The sequence below is a fragment of the Micromonospora sp. NPDC048063 genome (genome assembly GCF_043202855.1).
Lineage (GTDB): Bacteria > Actinomycetota > Actinomycetes > Mycobacteriales > Micromonosporaceae > Micromonospora.
In genome coordinates this window covers 370,836-387,422 of the sequence record NZ_JBIDBG010000001.1, presented here as the reverse complement: position 1 = coordinate 387,422, position 16,587 = coordinate 370,836, and the positions used below count along the sequence as shown (strand labels likewise).

Here is a 16,587-nt window from a genome sequence, read left to right as displayed (position 1 = left end):
CCGCCGGGATGTGCGGAGGGTGAGCAGCCGCGGTGGATCGCCTCGGACGATTCGTGGGCCGCGATCGCGCCGCTGCTGCCGCCCGGCCGCCCACCGAGCCCCGCCGTCGCTACCCCGACGTGCGGGGCGTGGTCGAGTTGGCGGTCCCCGACCGGGCCGCGGGTCACACCGCGGGCGGCCGGCCCGTCTCAGGGGCATGAGAAGCCTTGGACGTGGGGTGGCCGCGCTGCTCGGCGCGGCGTCGGTGATCATCGGGGTGTGGGCCCTGCTGCGGCCCTTCTCCTTCAGTTCGGCGGTGGACTTCCCACCGCACGAGCACTTCGTGCACGACGTGGGGGCGTTCCAGCTCGGCATCGGGGTGACCCTGCTGCTGGCGCTGATCTGGGCCGACGCCCTGGCCGTCGCCCTCGCCGGGTACCTGGTCGGCGGGGCGGCGCACACGGTCTCGCACCTGGTCGACGCGGACGCCGGCGGCAGCGCCGGGCAGACCTGGCTGGTCGGCCTGTCCGCCGTACTCGCCCTGGTCGCGCTGGTGGCCCGGCTGCGGCAGCTGGGCTGGGTGGTCGGGTACGTCGATCCCGCCCCGTCCGCCGCCTGGGCACCGCTGGCCCGCCAGAAGACGGTGGCACTGACGACGTACAGGCGCGACGGCACGGCCGTGGCCGCGGCGGTGAGCATCGCGGTGGCGGGGGATCGGGCGTACGTGCGCAGTTTCGAGAAGGCGTGGAAGACCAGGCGGATCCGCAACAACCCGCGGGTGGCCGTGGCCCCGTCGACCGGGCTGGGAAAGCCGACCGGGGCGGCGGTCGAGGCCGAGGCGCGGCGGTTGACCGGGGCCGAGTACCGGGCGGCCAGCCGGGCGCTGGTGCGCAAGCAACCGCTGTTGCAAGGGGTGGTGGTGCCGTTGACGCACTGGCTCGGGCGGGCGAAGACCGGGCGTACGGTCCACTTCGCACTGACCCCGGTGGCGTCGGCCGGGCACGTCAGCCCCACCGCCGTGGCAGGTCTGCCGCCCACGCCCGCGACCGACGAACGCTGATATACGCGCGGGATATATACGCGAGGTATACGCTCGGGGTATGGTGTCCGCCATGAGCGTTCCCATGACCCTCCTCGGCCTGCTCGAACGCGAGCCCAGCCACGGCTACGACCTGAAGCGCGACTACGACTCCTTCTTCAGCCGCGGCAAGCCGCTGCCGTTCGGCCAGGTCTACGCGACCCTCGGCCGGCTCGTCCGCGACGGCAAGATCGTGGTCGGCGAGGTCGAGCCGGGCGTCGGCCCCGAACGCAAGCGCTACGTCATCACCGACCGGGGCGCGACCGAGTTCGAGTCGTGGCTGACCGAGCCGGTCGAGGCCGAGCCCAACCTGCAGACCGTGCTGTTCACCAAGGTCGTGCTGGCGCTCATGCTCGACCGCCCCGCCGAGGAATACCTCGACACGCAGCGCGCCACGCACCTGCGGCGGATGACGGAACTCACCGAGATCAAGCGCAACGGCAACCTGGTCGACACCATGCTGGCCGACCACGGCCTGTTCCACCTGGAGGCCGACCTGCACTGGATCGACACCACGGTCGCCCGGCTGGACGCCCTCCGGACGGTGGTACGCGGATGAAGGCGATCGAGGCGCGAGACGTCCACCTGTCCTTCGGCGAGACGCCGGCGCTGCGCGGCGCCAGCGTCTCGGTGGCCCCGGGCGAGATCGTCGCCATCATGGGCCCGAGCGGCTCCGGCAAGTCCACCCTGCTGCACTGCCTGGCCGGGATCCTCGTGCCGGACGCCGGCGAAATTTACTTCGACGGCCGCCGGATCGACACCCTGGGCGAGCAGGAGCGCAGCATCCTGCGCCGGGACCAGTTCGGGTTCGTGTTCCAGTTCGGACAGCTCGTACCCGAGCTGACCGCGGAGGAGAACGTCGCGCTGCCGCTGCTGCTGAGCGGCGTCAAACGGGCCGCGGCGCTCGCGGAGGCGCGGCCCTGGTTCGAGCGGCTCGGCCTGGCCGGGCTCGAGCGGCGCCGCTCCGGTGAACTCTCCGGCGGTCAGGCGCAGCGGGTCGCGCTGGCCCGCGGCCTGGTCGCCCGGCCCGGGGCGCTGTTCGCCGACGAGCCGACCGGGGCGCTCGACTCGCTGACCGGCGAGCAGGTCATGAACCTCCTGGTCACCTCCGCCCGGGAGCAGGGCACGACCGTCGTGCTCGTCACCCACGAGGCCCGCGTCGCCGCGTACGCCGACCGGCAGGTCATCGTGCGCGACGGCAAGGTGAACGCGTTGGTGCCCGCATGATCCGGTTCGCGGTACGGCTGTCCGTGGCCGGCGGGCGGGAAGCCGCCACCCGGCTCGTTGTCATCGCCGCCGCGGTGGCGCTCGGCGTCGGCATGCTCCTGGCGACAGTCGCCGGCATGAACGCGGTCGGCGCACAGAACCAACGGAACGCCTGGCTCAACACCGCCGTCGCCCCGGCCTCCTCCGATCCCTCGGTCGACCCGCTGTGGTGGCTCATCCGGGAGGACTACTACCACGGCACGTCCATCGGCCGGGTCGAGGTCGCGGCGACCGGCCCGGACGCGCCCCTGCCGCCGGGCATCCCACGCCTGCCCGGGCCTGGCGAGTACTACGTCTCACCCGCCCTCGGCGAGCTGTTGCGGGCCACCCCGGCCGCGGAACTCGGTGACCGCTTCCCCGGCCACGAGGTCGGCACGATCGGCCGGGAGGCGTTGCCCTCTCCGGACTCGCTGCTGATCGTCATCGGCCGCCCGCCCGCCGACCTGGAGCACCTGGGTGCCCGCCAGGTCACCCAGATCATGACCACTTCTCCGGACGGCTGCGCCAACGGCTGCTATGTCGGCATCAACGGCGACGGCATGGCGCTCGTGCTGTCCGTGGTCGCGGCCGCACTGCTCTTCCCGGTGCTCATCTTCATCGGCACCGCAACCCGGCTGGCCGCCACCCGCCGGGAGCAGCGCTTCGCCGCGATGCGGCTGGTCGGTGCCACGCCACGGCAGATCTCGCTGATCTCGGCGGTCGAGTCGACACTCGCCGCCGTCGCCGGGACCGCCGCCGGGTTCGGCCTGTTCTTCGCGTTCCGGCCCGGCCTCGCGGCGATCCCGTTCACCGGCGAGCCGTTCTTCGCCGCCGACCTCTCTCTCACGATCGTCGACGTCCTGCTGGTCGCGCTCGGCATCCCGGTCGGTGCCGTCGTGGCCTCCTGGCTGGCCCTGCGGCGGGTGCAGATCTCGCCGCTGGGCGTGAGTCGACGGGTGACGCCGAAGCCGCCGCGCGCCTGGCGGCTCGTCCCGCTGGTCGCCGGCCTCGCCGAACTGACGTACTTCATCGGCCGGCGTCCCGCCACGACCAACGGCCAGCTCACCGCGTACCTCTCGGGGTTTCTGCTGATCCTGGTCGGGCTGGTGCTGGCCGGGCCGTGGTTGACCATGATCGCCGCGCGGCTGCTGGCCGGGCGGGCGAGCCGGCCCGCCACGCTCATCGCCGCACGCCGCCTGTCGGACAACCCGCAGGCGGGGTTCCGGTCCGTGAGTGGGCTGATCGTGGCGCTGTTCGTGACCAGCGTGGCGACCGGCACGATCACCACGTACATCGCCAACCGCGGCGAGCCGCGCACCGACTCGGTGGCCGCCACGTCACTGTCGAAGATCTTCTGGCCCGAGGACGGTCCCGCGCCGACCCCGGACCAGATCCCGGCCGGCCTCGCGGCGATCCCCGGGGTGCGCAGCGTGACCGTGGTGCACCGCAACCCCGACCCGGACGGGTGGCACGGCATCATCACCTGTGCCGAGCTGGACCGCCTGGCGGCGTACGGCAGCTGCCCCGCGGGCGCAAAGGTCGCGACCGTGACCCCCGACCTCGTCGGCCTGCGCGCGTTCGACCTGACCGACGACACGTACGTCTGGGAGGCCGTCGACGTCGATCCCGCGCAGGTCGACCGGCAGCCGATCGTGTCGGTGGTCGTCGACACGACCAGCCGCTCCGCGTTCGAGCGGGCCCGGACGATGCTGATCGACGCGTTCCCGAAGGATCGCTTCCCGACCAGCACCGCCGAATGGGAGTCGAGTTCCGCGCGGCTGCTGAGGCAGTTCCAGCAGCTGGCCAACGTGGTGATGCTGGCCAGCCTGCCGATCGCGGGATGCAGCCTGGCGGTGAGCGTGGCCGGCGGGCTGAGCGACCGGCGGCGGCCGTTCAGCATGCTGCGGCTCACCGGGGTGCAACTGCGCACCCTGCGCCGGGTGGTCGCGCTGGAGACCGCCGCGCCACTGCTGATCGTCGCGGCGGTGGCGATCGGAATCGGGTTCCTGGCCGCGCATCTGTTCCTGCGGGCGCAGCTGGGCTACACGCTGCTGGCACCGAAACCGTCGTTCTACCTCATGGTGGTCGGTGGGTTGGCGGTGTCGCTGGGCATCGTCGCCTCTACGCTGCCGCTGCTGCGGCGGATCACCGGCCCGGAGACCGCCCGCAACGAGTGAGCCGTCCTCCGGCAGCGCGGTTGCATCTCAAGCCGACGGCGCTCGGTTCATGAGGTGCGACCGCGCTGCGGGAAGGTCGTCGATGTGGTTTCGGATCAGCCGAGTGGGACCTGGACGGCGACGTCGTGCTTGGGGTAATGCGCCTCGACCTGGTCGGCGCCGTACTTCTGGCAGAACATCTCGACGACGTGGTTGACCCGGTCGGCGTCGGTGACGGGGGTGGCGCTCGAGCTCAGGGCCGTGCCGTTCGCGGCCAGCTGGATGAACGGGGTCCGCCGGACGTTCTTGTACCAGTCGCTGTCCGAGCCGGTGATCGGCACCAGGAAGACGCTGTCGTCCTCCTGCACGAACCACACCGGGTGCGAGATCTGCCGGCCGGTCTTCCGGCCGGTCACGGTGATCTCGACCTCCTGGACGCCCTGCAGAGCGTCACTGATCACGTTGTCCACGATGCCCCTCCGACAGCCTCCCGACGTGCTCCCGCTCGCCAGCCTATGAACCGGCGCGCATGCTCGTCCCGGATTCCGGCATCCGGTGGTGGACGGGGCCGTGGGCTCCGGCCTGGTGTGCGAGCCGGATCGGGGCGCTCCCACCCCCTCCCCCGAACGGAGCCCGACTTCCACACCACCTGGCGGGACGCACCCGGGCCCCGCCCCAGCCGCTTGACGCGGCACAAGAGCGTCGCCCGGGTGCGCCCGGTCAGCCGCCCAGGGCGAGGTCCGCCACCTCGGCGGCGCACCCCCAGGACAGGGTGACCCCCGCCCCGCCGTGGCCGTACGCGTGCACGAGCCGGCTGCCGCGCGGGCCGGCCGGCTCCGGATCCGTCTCGACCCGCGGGCCGCCGTGCCGGGCCGGCCGCAGCCCGATCCGCTCGCCGAGCACCGGTGCCTCGGCCAACTCCGGCACCAGCGCGACGCAGCGGCGCCGGATCGCCGCCGCCGTGTCCGGGTCGGGCGCGGTGTGCCCCACCCCCGGCTGGTATGTGCCGCCGAGCACCACGTCGTGCCGGCGCGGGTGCACGTACGTGATCCCGGCCGGGTCGTCCTCGTCGCGCACCGAGACGGTCAGGCCCGGGTTCGCCACCAGCACCAGGTGCCCGCGCACCGGGTGCACGGCCGGGTCGGCGGCGAGCTGACCGGCGGCCAGACCCGTCGCGTTGACGACCGTCGGCGCGGTGTCGAACGCGTCGGCGAGCCGCCGCACCCGGCGACGCAGCACCCGCCCGCCGCCGGCCTCCAACCGCTGCCGTAGCCAGGCCAGGTATGGCGTCATCTCCACCGTCGGCGCGGTGAACCGCAGCAGCGTCGTGTACGGCGGCCCCGCCGGCTCCGCCACCAGGTCCCCGCACGCCTCCGCCCACCACGGCGGGCCGGCGTACGGCTGGCGCAGCAGCATCCGGGTCGGCCGCTCGACCACCCCCGGCACACCGTCCGCGGCCTGGCGGCCCAGCTCCGTGTGGGTCTCCCGCGCCCAGCGCAGCACCCGCGGGTCCTGGTCGGTGTGGCTCGGGTACCAGACGGCGGCGGCCACGGTGGACACCGTGTCCGCCGGGTCGTCGGCGGCCAGCACGGTCACCCGCGCCCCCCGCTGCTGAAGGGTGACCGCCGCCGTCATCCCGACGACCCCACCCCCGACCACCACCACGTCCGTCGCTGCCGTCATCGTCCGCTCCCTCGCTCGTGCCGTTGGCCTCGGATCGTCGCCGTCCCGGCGGGCCGCCGTCCAAGACGGATCGGACAGCCGGCGATAAGCGGGGCTTATGATCGATCCATGTCCGACGCGCCGACCCTGGACGCCTGGTTGGACCTGCGGCGGCTGCGCTACTTCGCCGTGCTCGCCGAAGAACTGCACTTCACCCGGGCCGCCGCCCGGCTGCGCGTCGCCCAGCCCGCGCTCAGCCAGCAGATCCGGGCCCTGGAACGCCAGCTCGGCGTGCCGCTCGTGCACCGCACCAGCCGGGGCTGCAGGCTGACGGAGGTGGGGGCGCGGGTCGCCGACGAGGCCGCCCGGTTGCTCGCCGAGGTGGACGCGGGGACCACCCGCATCCGGGACCTGGTACGCGGGCGGGGCGGCCGACTCCGGCTCGCGTACACGCGGTCGGCGCGGGGCGGCCGGGTCGACGCGCTGGTCGCCCGGTTCCGGGCCGCCCACCCGGACGTCGAGGTGGTCCCGGAGACGGCCTGGACGGCGCCGAACGTGGCCGGCCTGCTCGCCGGCCGGCTCGACGTGGCGTTCGTCCGCCCGCCCGTCGACGAACCGGCGTTGGCCTGCCGGACGGTCGACACCGAGGAGCTGCTGCTGGCCCTGCCCGCAGGTCACCCCCTCGCCGCCAGCCGTCGCCGGGTCAGCCGGGCCGAGGTGGTCGACCTACCAGCCGTGATGTGGCCGCGCGAGAACGGCCCCGGCATGTTCGACCGTACGATTGCCCAGGTCTGGCCGCAGGGCGGGTTCCGGCTCGTCCGGCAGGAGCCGGACGACGAGCAACTGCTGCGGGCGGTGGCGCAGGGAGACGTGGTCGCGGCCGTTCCGGCCGGCCGCGCCCGCGCGCTGCGGCTGCGCGAGGTACGGCTGCGCCGGTTCACCGCCCCGACACCCACCGTGGACGTCGCCCTGGCCTGGCCGCGCGACAGCACGAACCCCGCCCTCCGCCGGTTCCTCGCCCTGCTCGACTGAGCTAACCGCAACGGCACGATCCCGGCTCACGTTCGCAGCCACAGCGAGCGGGAGCTGCGGAGGCCTGCTACGAGAACGGACGGTCGGTGGCACTCATCGCCCTGGACACCTCATCCAGGGTCGGCAGCGCGCCTTGTGCGCCCCGGCCACGTGTCGACAGCGCCGCCGCGACGGCCGCCCAGCGGGCGGCTTCCGCCACGGCCCGGCCGGGCCGCGCCACCAGGGCGGTCGCGAGGGCTCCGCAGAAGCAGTCGCCGGCGCCGGTCGTGTCCACGGCCTCGGTACGGAGCGCCGGAACGTGATCAACTCGGCCGTCCGGCTCTATCACGGCCGCGCCCTGCGACCCGAGGGTCACCACGACGGTCGCCGCGAGCCCGAGCTTGCCGACGGCGCTCGCCACGTCGTCCAGGCTCTCCGGCAGGGACGTGCCGGCCAGGACCGCCAACTCGGCCCGGTTGGGCACCAGCACATCCACCCGGCGTACGAGGACGTCGGGAAGCGGAGTCGCGGGCGCGGGATTCAGCACCAGGAGGCCCCCGGCCAGCGCTGCGGCCCGCTCCAGGGCGGGCGCCGCGACCTCGCACTGCATCAGGGTGAGCGCTGCCGTCGCGATCATGTCCCGGTGCCGGTCGACGCGGGCCGCGTTCAGTGCGCCGTTCGCCCCTGGGTGTACCACGATCACGTTCTCGCCGGCGCCGTCCACCGTGATCAGTGCTGTCCCTGTGGGGACGTCGTGGACGACCGCCAGCCCCGACACGTCCACGCCCCGGCCGGCGAGCCGCTGCCGCACCTGCTCACCAGCGGCGTCGGCGCCGACGCATCCGACGAAGCCGACGGGCGTACCGAGGGTGGCGATGGTCATCGCCTGGTTCGCGCCCTTACCGCCGACACCCTCCCGGTACTCCCGGGCGGTCAGCGTCTCTCCCGGCCCGGGGAGCCGGTCGGTCACCACCATGCGGTCAAGGTTGGCGCTGCCCACCACCGCGATCTTCGGGCCGTTCAACGCACCGTCGCCTCTCTGTCGGTCGCCCATGCCAGGACGATCTCGCGCCACGCCGTGTCGTCGAGGCGGCTCACCACCGTCACGGCCACGTTCTCCTCGGGGGTTATGTCCGACCGGCCGTACGCGTCGACGGCCACCGTGGCGGGCGTCTCGACCGCCACCACCTCCGGGCGCGCCACGACAGCTGCGGCCACCAGGTCGTGGCAGTATCGGCTGGCTGTGTCGGACCAGTACCGCGCCAGCATTTGCGCGCGCACCCCGGGCCAGCCGTTGCCGCCGGCGAGCACCCGCCGGACGGCCTCCGGCGGGCAGCTCGCCCGGGTGGTCGCGTCCGTCGGCACGACCCGCACCCCCCGGCCGGGCGGCTCGGCGAACAGTTGCCGAGCGGCCCGGGGGTCGCGGGCGAAGTTCGGCTCGGCGCCCCGCACCACGCCGGGCAGGGAGAATGCCCCACCCATCACGGTCAACCGGACGTGCGCGGGCCAGTGGCTCACCTGCCCGGCGAGGCGCTCGGCGGTGGTCAACGGGCCGAGCACCAGGTAGTCGGTGTGCGCCGGCAGTGACGGGTCGACGCGTACGTCGCCGTCGAACTCGGCGCCGTGCGTGGGGACGAACGGCCCGAGGCCGTACTCGCCGTGCAGCCGCGCGCCCGACGGGACCGCGGCCCGCGCGGCGGGGTCGATCTCGGCGCCCCGCAGCAGCAGCGGCCGCCGGGCCGGAGCGAGCGCGCGAAGCGCATGGGTGACCGCCGCCCCGACGACATCGGCGGGCCGTGCCCCGCCGGTGGCGATGATCGCCGGTATCTCCACATCCGGCAGGCGCAGCAACCAGGCGAGTGCCACCAGGTCGTCCACGCCTCCGTCGGTGTCGACCACGATGCGCCGGGGTGGCCCGGTCATCGTCCCGGCCTCCGCCGGCAACGGCGGCTCCGCGGCGGCTCAGCCATCGGTCACACCGAACCGGGAGCGGAGCCAGCCGGCGACGGCGCCGATACCGGACCAGGAGGCCAGCCCGAGCAGGCTCAGCAGCAGCAGCCCGACCATTGCCTGCGGGATGTTGTCGGTCTCCTGGCTCTGCGCGACCAGGTATCCGAGCCCACCCTGGGCGCCGATCAACTCGCCGATCACGGCGGCGGTGACCCCGGCCAGCGCACCGAGGCGTAGCCCGACCACGATGTGCGGCAGGGTCATCGGCAGTTCGAGCCGGAAGAACCGCCGTGGGCCGGAGAGCGCGAGCACCTGACACAGGTGGCGGTAGTTCGTACCGATGCCGCGCAGCCCGGCCAGCGTGTTGACCAGCACCGGGAAGAACGTGACCAGTGCGACCAGGGTGATCTTGCTGGTCACGCCGAGCCCGAGCCACAGCACCAGGAGCGGTGCGATCGCGATCTTCGGGGTGATCTGGATGAACACCAGCAGCGGCATGGCCGCTCGTTCCAGCCAGCGCCATCGGGACATCGCCACCCCGGCGAGCACGCCGACCGTCAATCCGATCGCCACCCCCTGCAGCAGTTCGGCACCGGTCACCCGGAGGTGGACGAGCAACTGCTCGCCGGTGAGCATCCGCCAGGTGTGCGTCACGATCTCGATCGGGCCGGGGAGGGTGTATGTGGGCACGTGCGCGAGGTGGACGTAGCCCTGCCAGGCCAGCAGGAAGGCCGCTACCGACGCCGTGCCGAGCACGGCGCGCGGTAGCCTGCCGAGTCGCTGCTCGGTCACGAGGTGGCCTTCACGAAGTCGGACGCCCGCACGTCGCCCTGGATCAGGCCGTACTTCTTCTGCGCGTCCACGGCGTTCTGCCAGGCCACCGGGTCGCCGTAGCCGAGCCCGTGCGCCCTGGTGGCGTCGCTCTGCCACAGGTCCTTGACGAAGACTTCCTGCATCACCTGGGTGACCGACTTTTCCTGGCCGGCGAAGCTGGTGGCGTACTTCTGGACGGACATCTCGACGGCCTGCGGCAGCTTGCCGTCGATGAGGTCCTGCAGCGCGGCGTTCAGCGCGGTGGTGAATCCGGTGACGGCCTTCGGGTTCTCCTTGGCGAACTGCTGGCCGGTGATCACGACGTTGCCGAACGACGGGAGGTACTGGTTGGACAGGATCTGGGTGACCTGCACCCCGGCGGCCTGCAGGGTGTAGTAGCGCAGCCGCGAGAAGACGATCGCGTCGACCTGCTTGTTCTGCAGTGCCGAGACGATGGCGCCGGTACCGACGACCTTGACCGTCAGGTCCTTCTTCACGTCCAGGCCCGCCGAGGCGGCGATCGCCGTCAGCTGGACGTAGTTCGGGGAGCCGAGGCTGGTCACCGCGACCGTCTTGCCCTTCAGGTCGGCCGGGTTGGTGATGCCGGAGTCGGCGAGGGTGAGCAGCGCGCCGATGCCCTGCTGGTACGTGGTGTGCACGACGAGGTCCGGCACGCCGTTGGCCACCGCCTGGATCACGCTGTCGGCGTTCGGGAAGCCGAACTGGACGTTGTTGGCGGCCACGTTCTTGGTGATGGTGGCGGCATCGGCGTACAGGAATTCGACGTCGAGGTTCTGCTTGGTGAAGTAGCCCTGTTCCTTGGCCCAGTACAGCGGCGCGTAGTAGGGGGCGGCGGCGCCGTCGATCTGGATGCTGACCTTGGTCGTGCCACCGTCGGTGCCGCCGCCGGGGGCCTCGACGCCGCCGCAGCCGGCGGTGAGGGCGATGACGGTGCTGGCGGCGATACCGGCAAGGAGGGATCTACGGGTCATGGAGCGCATGGGTGTACCTCGTATTCCAGTTCGATGGGGGTCGGCCTACGACGGACAGGTCGTGTGGTCAGGCCGTGACGGGATCGCGCCACCGCAGGGCGCGGGCCTCCACGAAGGAGACCAGTTGGTAGAGGGCGAGTCCGACAGCCACGATCACCACGATCGAGGCCATCAGCATGGGGACCTGGTAGGAGGAGTTGGCCTCGACCAGGAGGTAGCCGAGTCCCTGGCTTGAAGAGATCCACTCGGCGAGGACCGCTCCGGTCATGGCGTCGACGGCGGCCACCCGGGCGGCGGCGAAGATCGACGGTGATGCTGCCCGGATGTCGATGCGGAACAGTCGGGCTACCGGGTTCAGCCCGACGATGGTGGCGAGGTCCCGGTAGCCCGGGTTCACCTGCCGCAGCCCGGTGGCGGTACCGACCAGGATCGGGAAGAAGGACAGGCTCACGATGAGCACGAACTGGCTGGTCAGGCCGAGGCCGAACCAGAGCACGAACATGGGCGCGAGCGCGATCTTCGGCATCGCCTGGAACACGATCAGGAACGGGGAGAGCATCGCGTCGACGACCTGGGACCGGGAGACGGCCACTCCCAGCGCGGCGCCGATCACCGCCCCGATCGCGAAGCCGACACCGATGTTACGGACCGTGTACACCAGGTGGGTCCACAGCGTTCCGGTCCGCGCGAGGTCCAGCAGCTGCGATCCGACCTCGGTCGGGCTGGCGAGCAGATACCGTGGGACGTCCGCCACCGCCTGGTACGCGCCCCAGGCACCGACGATCACGAGGACGTACAGCACCGCCGCGAAGGGCTTGACCACGAACCGCAGGCGGCCCCGTCGCGACGTACCAACCGGTGCCGGCGGCGGCGCGACGGGCGGTGCCGCCGGCTCGGGTGTCGAGGTCTGAACCGTCACAGCTCCCCCCGCAGCATGGCCTGGAACTCCGCGAAGCGCGGATCGAGCTTCGTCCGCGCGTCCCGGGGGCGGGGCAGGGGCACGTCGTGGATCGCGCGCACCCGACCGGGGCGGGGCGAGAGCACGACCACCCGGTCGGCGAGGTAGGTGGCCTCGTCGACGCTGTGCGTCACGAACACGATGGTCTTGCCGGTCGCGGTCCAGATGTTGAGCAGATCGTCGTGCAGCTTCTCCCGGGTGATCTGGTCGAGTGCGCCGAAGGGCTCGTCCATCAGCAACAGCATCGGGTCGTGGGCCAGCGCCCGCACGATCGAGGTCCGCTGCCGCATCCCGCCGGAGAGTTCGCGCGGCAGCGCGTCGGCGAAGTCGGTCAGTCCCACCAGGCTCAGCAGTTCGCGCACCCGGGGCTCGTACCGCTGCCGCGGTTCCTTCAACGTCTCCGGCGCGATGCAGGCGTTACGCAAGACGCTGCGCCAGGGCAGCAGGACGGGCTCCTGGAAGACGTAACCGATGTCCCGGCCGGGTGTCGGCCGGCGTGACCACTCCGTCTGCCCGGAGGTGATGGTGTCGAGGCCCGCCATGATCCGCAGCAGGGTGGACTTGCCGCAGCCGGACGCGCCGATGATGGCGAGGATCTCGCCCTGCCGCACGTCGAGCGACACCTCGTGGAGCGCGCGCACCACCTTGCCCCGGTCGGACCGGTACTCCTTGGTGATCTGCGACAGCCGCAGCAGGGTTCCCTGCGCGGCCTGTGGGGAACGGCGTTCGGCGGTGGGGTTTCCGGTTGGCACACTCATGGCTGTCCACATCCACAACTTGTTCGGAAGACGGGCTCGGCGGGCAGGGCGATGTGCCGCGCCGGTCGGTACGGGTCGCGTATTCGCTCCTCGAGAAGCGTCAGAGCGCCGGCCGCGAGCGCCGGCAGGGGCTGCCGCATGGTGGACAGCGGTGGCGTGGTGTAGGCGCTGACGTCCGTACCGTCGAAGGACACGATGGCGATGTCCCGCGGGACGTCGAGCCCCCGTTCGCGCACGGCGCGCAGCAGGCCGAGCGCCTGCCGGTCCGAGGCGACGAAGACGGCGGCCGGGAAGGTCAACCGGTCGAGCAGTTCGTTCCCGGCCGCCCGTCCGCCCTCCGGCGTGAAGTCCGCCGGCACCTCCCACACACCTTCGGTGATGCCGTGGTCGGCCAGCGCCTGCCGCCAACCGGACGTCCGGTCGCGGCCGACGATGGTCTCGCTCGGGCCGGACAGGCACGACACCTGCCGGAAGCCGTGCTCGACCAGATGGCTGGTGGCCAGCCGGGCGCCCTGATGGTGATCCACCGCGACCGAGTCGTACCCGCTCGCCGCATCGGCCGGCACCCGGTCGAGGACCACCACCGGGCAGGGCGAGTTGGCCAGGGCGGATGCGGTCGACGGGCTCTCGTGGTGCGGCACCCACAGCACCCCCTCGGCCCGGACGTCCCCCATGGCGGCGAGTCGCTCGCCCTCCTCGCCGCCGTCGGAGTGCAGCAGGAACAGCAGCTTTCCGCGGCGTGCCGCCTCGGTCTCGATGGCGTTGGCCAGCTCGGCGAAGAAGGGGTTGCCGCCGTCCGGCATCAACAGGCCGAGGAAGCCGCTGCGGGTACGGCGGAGCGCCTGGGCCACGCGGTTCGGGCGGTACCCGAGGTCCCGGATGGCTGCCTCGACCCGGGCCCGGGTGGCCGGTGCGACCGGGCGTGGACCGCCGTTGAGCACATAGCTGACCACCGACGGCGAGGTCTGCGCCCGCCTGGCCACATCGGCTCGAGTCACCTTCATGAACACCTCCGGGGGAAGGAGAGCCGAAGATACGTCCATCACATGGGGTAGTCAATACGTGTTGATAACCTCGGCCCCCGCCAACGCTCGCTGGCGTCACCGGCACGCGTGGCCGTCGCCCGGCGAAACAGAAACGTAACTTCGGCCAGTCGGAAGCCGTCCCGGCCGCCTGGGCACTCACGGCACTCTGGAGCCCGCCCTCCAGACCGGGTCAGCGGTACCGGAAACTGCGCTGAGTAGCCGGAGCGCGGAAATTCTCCGACGGGAAGCTCGCCTCACGGCTAGCGGACAGCGCTTGACCACACCGCCTTCCACATGCTGAAACACGCCGCCTCTCAGAGCGATGCGAGAGCTCTGGCGCTTCCCGGGACAGCGGTTTCCACCCCTTGACGAACCACGACCGGTGACGCATAGTCGACTCTTCCCAGACGGAAGAGGTACATCCGCGTCGTGGAAACGAGACTGCATGCCTCAACCGACAACTCGGGTGTTTCAGTCGCCATCCCGGGCGGCGAGATCGACTCGAGAGCTCGGTTCTGGACCCAGGAACAACGAACCAGCATCGATTTATCCGTCACTCTCGGTGACATCAGGCTGAGCAACCCGGTCATGCCCGCGTCCGGCTGTTTCGGCCCGGAGCTCGGCACCCTGGTGCCGCTGGACGAGCTGGGCGCCCTGGTCACGAAGACCGTCTTCGCCGCGGTGCGCTCCGGCAATCCCGCACACCGCATCACCGAGACTCCAGACGGAATGCTCAACAGCGTCGGCATCCCCAGCCCTGGTGTCGACGAGTTCCGCTCCCGCGTACTCCCCCGGTACCTCGCCACCGACGTGCCCACCATCATCAGCGTCGGCGGGCTGACCGTGGCGGAGTACTGGACGGCGGCGGAGCAACTTGCCGGCCACGGCGCCGCAGCGCTCGAGGTGAACGTCTCCTGCCCCAACCTCGAACACGGCGGCCTGGCCATCGGCACCGACGCGGCCACGGTCGAACGGGTCGTGTCCGGTGTGGTGGCCCGCTCGCACGTACCGGTGTTCGTCAAACTCACCCCGAACGTGACGTCGATCGCGGACATCGCCCGCGCCGCGGAGCGCGCCGGCGCCACGGCCATCACGGTGGCCAACACCTTCCCGGCAATGAGCGTGGACGCCACCCGCCGTACGGCCGTACTCGGCAACGGCGTCGGTGGACTGTCCGGGCCCGCGGTGAAACCGATCGCGCTGCGCCTGGTCTGGCAGGCCGCCCGCGCGGTCGACATCCCGGTCATCGGCTGCGGCGGCATCAGCTCGGCGCGGGACGTCCTGGAATTCCTCCTCGCTGGGGCGAGCGCAGTCCAGGTCGGGACGGCCAACTTCGCCCGCCCGTACGCCATGGCGGAGATCGTGCGGGAGCTCGGGCCGCTGCTGGCCGCGTCGGGCACCATGTCCGTCTCGGAAGTCGTCGGCTCACTACGGGTCTGAACCCGCCGAGCCAATTCGAAGGAGACAGCGTGCAACCGGTCGTCAGAGCGCTGGAGATACTGCGGACCCTCGCCCGTCACGGCGACGGGATGAGCATGAAGGACCTACACGAGACGCTCGACATCCCGCTCGGCAGCGCGCACCGGCTACTGGCGGTCCTGGCCGAACAGGAGTTCGTCACCCGATCGCCGGTCAACCGCCGTTACTTCCTCGGCCCCGCCGCCCGTCAACTGGCAGAGCAGAACAGCCGCCGTACCTCCACACTGGTCGCCCCGCACCCTGCGGTGCTCGCCGCAGCCGCCGAGTCCGGGGAGACGGTGTTCCTCGCCGAACTGGTCGGCAACCGGGTGGTCTGCATCGCTCTCATCGAGAGCGTGCACCCGCTGCGGCTGTTCGTCCGGATCGGCCAGGAGATGCCGCTGCACGCGGCGGCGTCCGCCCGCGCTCTCCTCGCCGACATGGACACCGACATCGTCCGCGCGCTGCTCGCGGAACGGCCGCTCACCGCGTTCACCCCGGACACCCCGGCCACCCCGGACGCCGTGATCGAACACCTCGCGGTCGTCCGGGCCCGAGGCTACGACGTCTGCGACGACGAACTGGACCGAGGCGTGTGGGCGGTGGCCGCGCCCGTTCGCTCGTCCACCGGCGCGACCTGCGCGAGCATCACGCTCGCCGCGGCCGCCGACCGGATGCGTGATCCAGTCGCCCGGGCCCGGGCGACTCATCTGGTGCTCGCCACGGCGGCCCGGCTCAGCGCCGAACTCGGCTACAGCAACGAGTTCACCCCGTCACCGCCGCTCACCGAAGCCCACCAGACGGACAACACCGCGACCTTTCGAGGGACCCCATGACCAGAGCCGCACCCAGCACCATCGGCACCGGCGACACGACCGCCTTCCAGAACCGTCACCAACGTTGGCTGGAGCTTGCCCGCGATCTGCGCGCCGCGGCGTGCCTGCCCGGCGAGTTCACCCTCGCACCGGCCGGCCCGGTCGACGTGTACATAGATGTCTTCTTGTTCGAAACCCGCCCGACGATCCTGCGGCGGATGGCCGCCCTGATGGCCGACCTGTTGGACGCCACAACGGACCGGCTGGCCGGCCGGGCAGAGGTGGCACCGCTCGTCACCGCCCTGTCCCTGGAGACCGGTCTGCCCTTCGCGGTGGTCCCCACCCCTGCTGCCGGCGACCACCCGACGCAGATCGAGGGAGAACTGCACGCGGGCGAGCGTGTCGTCCTCGTCGAGGACGTGATCATGTCCGGCTCACGCGCCACCACCGCCGTCCACGCGCTTCGGGACCACGGCGCGGTGGTGCCCGCCGTACTGGCGGCCGTCGACCGCAGCGGCGGCCAGGGCGAGGCCGCGGCCCGCTGCCCCGTCCGGGCCCTGTTCACCCCGGCGGACCTGCACATCCCCGATCAGCCACGAGTCCGGGACCGCCAGGGCGCAGTCGACGTACAACCAGCGTGACCCAGGTTCCACCGCTTCGCCCGAACTCCGACCGCTGTCAGTCCAC

The 16,587-nt window shown here is 72.0% G+C and carries 17 protein-coding genes; 8 read left to right on the top strand and 9 right to left on the bottom strand.

Annotated features, from left to right (window positions below):
- Positions 1-196: 196 nt before the first annotated feature.
- From ACGFZ2_RS01825 to ACGFZ2_RS01810, 4 genes are read left to right on the top strand one after another with little or no spacing between them, the layout of a single operon-like run.
- The gene (locus tag ACGFZ2_RS01825; RefSeq protein ID WP_393449052.1) at positions 197-1,039 is read left to right on the top strand and encodes a PPOX class F420-dependent oxidoreductase; all 843 of its coding nucleotides are present in this window, start codon (positions 197-199) and stop codon (positions 1,037-1,039) included.
- 52 nt (positions 1,040-1,091) lie between these two features.
- Positions 1,092-1,616, top strand: a complete 525-nt coding sequence (locus ACGFZ2_RS01820) for a PadR family transcriptional regulator (RefSeq protein ID WP_363703329.1) — start codon at positions 1,092-1,094, stop codon at positions 1,614-1,616.
- Positions 1,613-2,284, top strand: coding sequence for an ABC transporter ATP-binding protein (locus tag ACGFZ2_RS01815; protein ID WP_393449048.1), 672 nt, complete (start codon positions 1,613-1,615; stop codon positions 2,282-2,284). The genes ACGFZ2_RS01820 and ACGFZ2_RS01815 overlap by 4 nt, the downstream gene beginning before the upstream one ends.
- Positions 2,281-4,479, top strand: coding sequence for an FtsX-like permease family protein (locus ACGFZ2_RS01810; protein ID WP_393449045.1), 2,199 nt, complete (start codon positions 2,281-2,283; stop codon positions 4,477-4,479). The genes ACGFZ2_RS01815 and ACGFZ2_RS01810 overlap by 4 nt, the downstream gene beginning before the upstream one ends.
- A 95-nt stretch (positions 4,480-4,574) precedes the next feature.
- Here the strand turns inward: ACGFZ2_RS01810 and ACGFZ2_RS01805 are convergent, their stop codons facing one another.
- Both ACGFZ2_RS01805 and ACGFZ2_RS01800 read right to left on the bottom strand, forming a co-directional pair.
- A complete protein-coding gene (locus ACGFZ2_RS01805; protein ID WP_393265669.1) occupies positions 4,575-4,919 on the bottom strand; it encodes a nitroreductase/quinone reductase family protein in 345 nt (114 codons plus the stop codon).
- 259 nt (positions 4,920-5,178) lie between these two features.
- Positions 5,179-6,141, bottom strand: a complete 963-nt coding sequence (locus tag ACGFZ2_RS01800) for an FAD-dependent oxidoreductase (RefSeq protein ID WP_393449042.1) — start codon at positions 6,139-6,141, stop codon at positions 5,179-5,181.
- 108 nt (positions 6,142-6,249) lie between these two features.
- Between ACGFZ2_RS01800 and ACGFZ2_RS01795 the strand changes: the two genes are divergently transcribed.
- Positions 6,250-7,152, top strand: coding sequence for a LysR family transcriptional regulator (locus tag ACGFZ2_RS01795; RefSeq protein WP_393265664.1), 903 nt, complete (start codon positions 6,250-6,252; stop codon positions 7,150-7,152).
- Positions 7,153-7,219: 67 nt separating this feature from the next.
- On the opposite strand, the gene ACGFZ2_RS01790 is transcribed toward ACGFZ2_RS01795, so the two are convergent.
- From ACGFZ2_RS01790 to ACGFZ2_RS01760, 7 genes are all read right to left on the bottom strand, one after another.
- A complete protein-coding gene (locus ACGFZ2_RS01790; protein WP_393449039.1) occupies positions 7,220-8,185 on the bottom strand; it encodes a ribokinase in 966 nt (321 codons plus the stop codon).
- Positions 8,152-9,054, bottom strand: a complete 903-nt coding sequence (locus tag ACGFZ2_RS01785; RefSeq protein WP_393449036.1) for a nucleoside hydrolase — start codon at positions 9,052-9,054, stop codon at positions 8,152-8,154. Before ACGFZ2_RS01785 ends, ACGFZ2_RS01790 begins: the two co-directional genes overlap by 34 nt.
- Positions 9,055-9,093: 39 nt before the next feature.
- Positions 9,094-9,873, bottom strand: coding sequence for an ABC transporter permease (locus ACGFZ2_RS01780; protein ID WP_393265660.1), 780 nt, complete (start codon positions 9,871-9,873; stop codon positions 9,094-9,096).
- A complete protein-coding gene (locus tag ACGFZ2_RS01775; protein WP_393449033.1) occupies positions 9,870-10,886 on the bottom strand; it encodes an ABC transporter substrate-binding protein in 1,017 nt (338 codons plus the stop codon). Before ACGFZ2_RS01775 ends, ACGFZ2_RS01780 begins: the two co-directional genes overlap by 4 nt.
- 67 nt (positions 10,887-10,953) lie before the next feature.
- Positions 10,954-11,709, bottom strand: coding sequence for an ABC transporter permease (locus tag ACGFZ2_RS01770; protein WP_393449030.1), 756 nt, complete (start codon positions 11,707-11,709; stop codon positions 10,954-10,956).
- Between the two features lie 92 nt (positions 11,710-11,801).
- Complete coding sequence (locus ACGFZ2_RS01765) at positions 11,802-12,602, bottom strand: ABC transporter ATP-binding protein (RefSeq protein WP_393449027.1); 801 nt, start codon at positions 12,600-12,602, stop codon at positions 11,802-11,804.
- Entirely contained in the window at positions 12,599-13,606 is a 1,008-nt protein-coding gene (locus tag ACGFZ2_RS01760) for a LacI family DNA-binding transcriptional regulator (protein ID WP_393449025.1), read from the bottom strand. The genes ACGFZ2_RS01765 and ACGFZ2_RS01760 overlap by 4 nt, the downstream gene beginning before the upstream one ends.
- Before the next feature lie 450 nt (positions 13,607-14,056).
- Here ACGFZ2_RS01760 and ACGFZ2_RS01755 point away from each other — a divergent pair, with 450 nt between their 5' ends.
- Genes ACGFZ2_RS01755 through ACGFZ2_RS01745 form a run of 3 tightly spaced genes read left to right on the top strand, consistent with a single transcriptional unit; the run spans position 14,057 to position 16,541 of the window.
- Positions 14,057-15,067, top strand: coding sequence for a dihydroorotate dehydrogenase (locus ACGFZ2_RS01755; protein WP_393449023.1), 1,011 nt, complete (start codon positions 14,057-14,059; stop codon positions 15,065-15,067).
- A gap of 29 nt (positions 15,068-15,096) precedes the next feature.
- Positions 15,097-15,921 (top strand): IclR family transcriptional regulator, encoded by an 825-nt coding sequence (locus ACGFZ2_RS01750; protein ID WP_393449020.1) that lies wholly within the window; start codon positions 15,097-15,099, stop codon positions 15,919-15,921.
- Entirely contained in the window at positions 15,918-16,541 is a 624-nt protein-coding gene (locus ACGFZ2_RS01745; RefSeq protein WP_393265644.1) for an orotate phosphoribosyltransferase, read from the top strand. The genes ACGFZ2_RS01750 and ACGFZ2_RS01745 overlap by 4 nt, the downstream gene beginning before the upstream one ends.
- The last annotated feature ends 46 nt before the right edge of the window (positions 16,542-16,587 follow it).

Bases quoted from the DNA above. Each gene is read 5' to 3' on its own strand.
- ACGFZ2_RS01800 (WP_393449042.1), bottom strand. From the start codon at position 6,141: ATGACGGCAGCGACGGACGTGGTGGTGGTCGGGGGTGGGGTCGTCGGG.
- ACGFZ2_RS01775 (WP_393449033.1), bottom strand. From the start codon at position 10,886: ATGACCCGTAGATCCCTCCTTGCCGGTATCGCCGCCAGCACCGTCATC.
- ACGFZ2_RS01765 (WP_393449027.1), bottom strand. From the start codon at position 12,602: ATGAGTGTGCCAACCGGAAACCCCACCGCCGAACGCCGTTCCCCACAG.
- ACGFZ2_RS01810 (WP_393449045.1), top strand. From the start codon at position 2,281: ATGATCCGGTTCGCGGTACGGCTGTCCGTGGCCGGCGGGCGGGAAGCC.
- ACGFZ2_RS01785 (WP_393449036.1), bottom strand. From the start codon at position 9,054: ATGACCGGGCCACCCCGGCGCATCGTGGTCGACACCGACGGAGGCGTG.
- ACGFZ2_RS01820 (WP_363703329.1), top strand. From the start codon at position 1,092: ATGAGCGTTCCCATGACCCTCCTCGGCCTGCTCGAACGCGAGCCCAGC.
- ACGFZ2_RS01745 (WP_393265644.1), top strand. From the start codon at position 15,918: ATGACCAGAGCCGCACCCAGCACCATCGGCACCGGCGACACGACCGCC.
- ACGFZ2_RS01790 (WP_393449039.1), bottom strand. From the start codon at position 8,185: ATGGGCGACCGACAGAGAGGCGACGGTGCGTTGAACGGCCCGAAGATC.
- ACGFZ2_RS01815 (WP_393449048.1), top strand. From the start codon at position 1,613: ATGAAGGCGATCGAGGCGCGAGACGTCCACCTGTCCTTCGGCGAGACG.
- ACGFZ2_RS01760 (WP_393449025.1), bottom strand. From the start codon at position 13,606: ATGAAGGTGACTCGAGCCGATGTGGCCAGGCGGGCGCAGACCTCGCCG.
- ACGFZ2_RS01795 (WP_393265664.1), top strand. From the start codon at position 6,250: ATGTCCGACGCGCCGACCCTGGACGCCTGGTTGGACCTGCGGCGGCTG.
- ACGFZ2_RS01825 (WP_393449052.1), top strand. From the start codon at position 197: ATGAGAAGCCTTGGACGTGGGGTGGCCGCGCTGCTCGGCGCGGCGTCG.